Below are 3,618 nucleotides of genomic sequence, written 5' to 3' on the forward strand. Positions count from 1 at the left end.
GTGGCGTGGGTGTCCGCCACGGCGGAGCGGCCCGCGATGCGGCCCTCCAGCTCCGACAGCCGCCACCCTCCCACGCCCGTAGGCTCGCCGGCCGCCCAGACCCCGGGCACGGTGGTGCGCTGGGCGGCGTCGACCTCCAGGACAGGGCTGTCGTCCACGTCGTGCCGGGTCCCGCAGCCGAGCTGCACCCCCAGCTCGATCTGCGGTACGAACCCGTAGCCGACCGCCAGGGTGTCGCACTCCACGACACGGGTGGCGAGAACGTTCCACTGCTTGTCGAGGCGGGCCACGGTGACGGCCTCCACCTCGTGGTCCCCGTGCGCCTCGACCACCGCCTGGCGCGTCAGGTACGGCACCCGGTGCCGGGCCAGGCTCATCGCGTACCCGGCGGCCTCCCCGGCCTTGCCCAGGGCGAGCAGGGGATGCCTGGCCAGCCCGAGCGCGCCGTTGGCCTCGTACACGCCGAGCACCCGCGCTCCGGCGCCGGCCAGCCCGGACGCCACCGGCAGCAGGAACGGCCCGGTGCCGGAGACGACGATCCGCCTGCCCGCCACAACGCCGTTGCCCTTGAGCAGCGCCTGCGCGCCGCCGGCCGTGAGCACGCCGGGCAGGTCCCAGCCGGGGAACGGCAGCGGCCGGTCGTGCGCGCCGGTGGCGATCAGCAATCGCCGTCCCCGCACGGCCACCGACCGCTCTCCTGGGGCGATGCAGTGCACGATCAGGTCGCTGTCCGGTTCGCGCGTGACGCTCCACACCTGGTGCCGTAGCAGCACGTCGGCCCGGTCGCCCAAGGCCCGGGCCTGCCGCAGGAACCGGTCCAGCCCGGGCGCCCTGCCGGGGACGGCGGGGTGGCGGAAGTACTGGCCGCCGAGCCGTACCGAGGAATCCACGAGCGCCACCCGCAGCCCGGCCAGCGCCGCCGTGAGCGCACCCGCCACCCCGGCGGGCCCGCCGCCGACGACCACGAGGTCGTACGTCACGAGCCCGTCCCCTCGCCCCCGAGCCAGGTCGTCCGTCATGACGTCGTCACCTCGTCCCCGGGCGCGGCCTCCACCAGGCAGGCGCGCTCGGGCGCCCGCCCGTTCACCGAGATCAGGCAGTCGAAGCACACCCCGATCCCGCAGAACAGCCCGCGCGGCCGCCCGCCGAACCGGGTGGTGCGCCACGAGCGGACGCCGGCCGCGTGCAGCGCCGCGCCGATCGTCTGGCCGGGCACGACCGGCACGGACCGGCCGTCGACCGTGATGTGGAAGGTGCCGTGCCTGATTGTTCCCTCGCCTCGCTTGGTCACGAGGCCTCCTTCGTCAGCCTCGTGACCAAGGTGCTGTGTCTGATTGTTCCCTCGCTCCGCTCGGTCACGAGGCCTCCTTCGTCAGCCTCGTGACCAAGGTGCTGTGTCTGATTGTTCCCTCGCTCCGCTCGGTCACGTGACCTCCTCGGTGGAGGGGAAGCGGTCCGGGCGGAAGGGCCGCAGGTCCAGGTCGGTCCGGGCGCCGGTGAGGACCTGCGCGAGCAGGTGCCCGGTCGCCGGGGCGAGCCCGATGCCGGCGCCCTCGTGCCCGCACGCGTGGTACAGCCCGGGCGCCCGCGGGTCGGCGCCGATGACGGGCAGGTGGTCGGGGCAGTACGGCCGGAACCCGCAGTAGGACCTGATGGCCCGCACGTCGCGCAGCGCCGGGAAGAGCGCGACCGCCTGCGCGGCCAGCCGGGCCAGCACCGGCACCGACGTCGTCCGGTCGAACCCGACCCGCTCCCTGCTGGCGCCGATGAGCACGGTCCCCGCCGGGGTGCCCTCGATGACGGCCGACGTCTCCAGGCCTGCCGAGTCGCTGGCCACATTGGTCACGTAGGCGGCGGTGTAGACCTTGTGCCGGATCAGCGGCTCCGGCAGCGGCTCCGTGACCAGGATGAACCCGCGCCTGGGCAGGACCGGCAGGCGTACGCCCGCCAGCGCGGCCACCTCACCACCCCAGGTGCCCGCCGCGTTGATCACCGCGCCGCCGAGCACGTCTCCGTGCGTCGTGCGGACGCCGGTCACGCGCTCTCCCGACCGCGTGAACCCGGTCACCGCGACCCCCAGGCGCAGCCGGAGCGCGCCGTGGCCATAGCTCTCGGCGCCGTGCTTGAGCAGGGCTGCGGCGGCCAGCATGGGCTGCACCTGGGCGTCCTGCGGGTAGTAGACGCCGCCGGCCAGCCCGTCGGCCAGGTGCGGCTCGTAGTCGCGCAGCGCCGCGCCGGTCACGAGAGCGTGCTCGACGTCCTGCTTGCCGGCCAGGTCGGCGAGCTGCTCCCGCACCTCGGGGGTCTCGGCGACGACCAGCCCGCCCTTGGCCTCGAACTCGAACCCGCCGAGCGAGGACAGGTCACGCCAGAGCCGGTTGGACAGCACCGCCAGCTCCAGCTCGGGCCCCGGCTCCTTGTCGGACACCAGCAGGTTGCCCTCGCCCGAGCCGGTCGTGCCGCCCGCCACGGGACCCCGGTCGACCACGGTCACGTCGAGTCCCGCCCGCGCGGCGTAGTAGGCGCAGGCCGCCCCGACCACGCCGGCGCCGACGACGATGACGTCGGACATCGACCACCTCCCACTAGTAATATGTCACATACCTTGAGAGCTTGAGAAGCCCCGTTCCCGGTGGCGGGACCGGCGGGCCAGGCGCTTACCATCGATGACGTGAAGCTACCCACGGACCACCCCAACCCTCTCGTGCGCCGCCTGTTCTCCTTCTGGGCGCCCACGACGCGGTCGATGCGGGGCTGGGCGCTGGCCTCCGTGGTGGTCAACGCGGGCATCGCGGTGACCGGCGCGGGCGTGCGCGTCACCGGCTCGGGGCTCGGCTGCCCGACGTGGCCGAGGTGCACGCCGGACAGCTTCATCCCGGTCGCGCACCCCGAGGTGTCGATCTTCAACATGCTGATCGAGTTCGGCAACCGGCTGGTCACGTTCCTGGTGCTGGCCGTGGGGGCGGCGTGCGTGATCGCGGCGCTGCGGATGGCGCCGCGCCGCAGGTCTCTGGTGCTGCTGGCCCTGCTGCAGCCGGCGGGCGTCGTGGCCCAGGCCCTGTGGGGCGGGCTGGTGGTCAACACCATGCTCAACCCGTTCACGGTCGGCATGCACTTCCTGATCTCCACCGGCCTGATCGCGGCCTGCTGGATGCTCTACGCCCGCGCGGGCGAGGGCGACGGCCCGGCCCGGCGGGTGACCCATCGCGACATCCGCAGGCTCGGCCACGTGCTGCTCGCGGCGGTGTTCGTGCTGCTGGTGGCCGGCGTGGTGGTGAGCGGCACCGGCCCGCACTCCGGCGACGTGATGGCCTCGCGCTTCGACCTGGACATCGAGACGGTGGCGCGACTGCACGCCGACCTCGCCTACGTCGTGGTGGGGCTGACGTTCGCGCTGCTGTTCGCGCTGCACGTGAGCAGCTCGACGCGGCCGGCCAGGCGAGCGGCGCTGGCGCTGTTCGTGGTGGAGCTCTCCCAAGGTGTGATCGGCTACACGCAATACTTCCTGGCCGTGCCCGCCGCCCTGGTGCTGCTGCACGTCCTCGGCTCGACCCTGGTGTGGATCGCGGCGCTCAGGGTCGTCACCTCGCTGCGCACCCGCGACCCGCAGCCCGCCCC

4 protein-coding genes are annotated in these 3,618 nt (G+C 73.7%); 1 reads left to right on the forward strand and 3 read right to left on the reverse strand.

Features of this window, described 5'->3' with window-relative positions:
* The 3 genes from EJK15_RS68200 to EJK15_RS68210 all read right to left on the reverse strand — a co-directional run.
* On the reverse strand, window positions 1–1,019 hold a 1,019-nt coding region (locus tag EJK15_RS68200; RefSeq protein ID WP_138720758.1), incomplete at its 3' end, for an NAD(P)/FAD-dependent oxidoreductase.
* The gene (locus EJK15_RS68205; RefSeq protein ID WP_138720759.1) at window positions 1,016–1,291 is read right to left on the reverse strand and encodes a (2Fe-2S)-binding protein; all 276 of its coding nucleotides are present in this window, start codon (window positions 1,289–1,291) and stop codon (window positions 1,016–1,018) included. The genes EJK15_RS68205 and EJK15_RS68200, both read right to left, overlap by 4 nt.
* Window positions 1,292–1,423: 132 nt before the next feature.
* The gene (locus tag EJK15_RS68210; protein WP_138720760.1) at window positions 1,424–2,572 is read right to left on the reverse strand and encodes an NAD(P)/FAD-dependent oxidoreductase; all 1,149 of its coding nucleotides are present in this window, start codon (window positions 2,570–2,572) and stop codon (window positions 1,424–1,426) included.
* 99 nt (window positions 2,573–2,671) lie between these two features.
* Between EJK15_RS68210 and EJK15_RS68215 the strand changes: the two genes are divergently transcribed.
* On the forward strand, window positions 2,672–3,618 hold a 947-nt coding region (locus EJK15_RS68215), incomplete at its 3' end, for a COX15/CtaA family protein (protein WP_138720761.1).

It is taken from the genome of Nonomuraea basaltis (genome assembly GCF_005893125.1).
GTDB classification, from domain to species: Bacteria; Actinomycetota; Actinomycetes; order Streptosporangiales; family Streptosporangiaceae; genus Nonomuraea; species Nonomuraea basaltis.

Coding starts and splice junctions, on each gene's coding strand:
- EJK15_RS68210 (WP_138720760.1), bottom strand. CDS start 2,572: ATGTCCGACGTCATCGTCGTCGGCGCCGGCGTGGTCGGGGCGGCCTGC.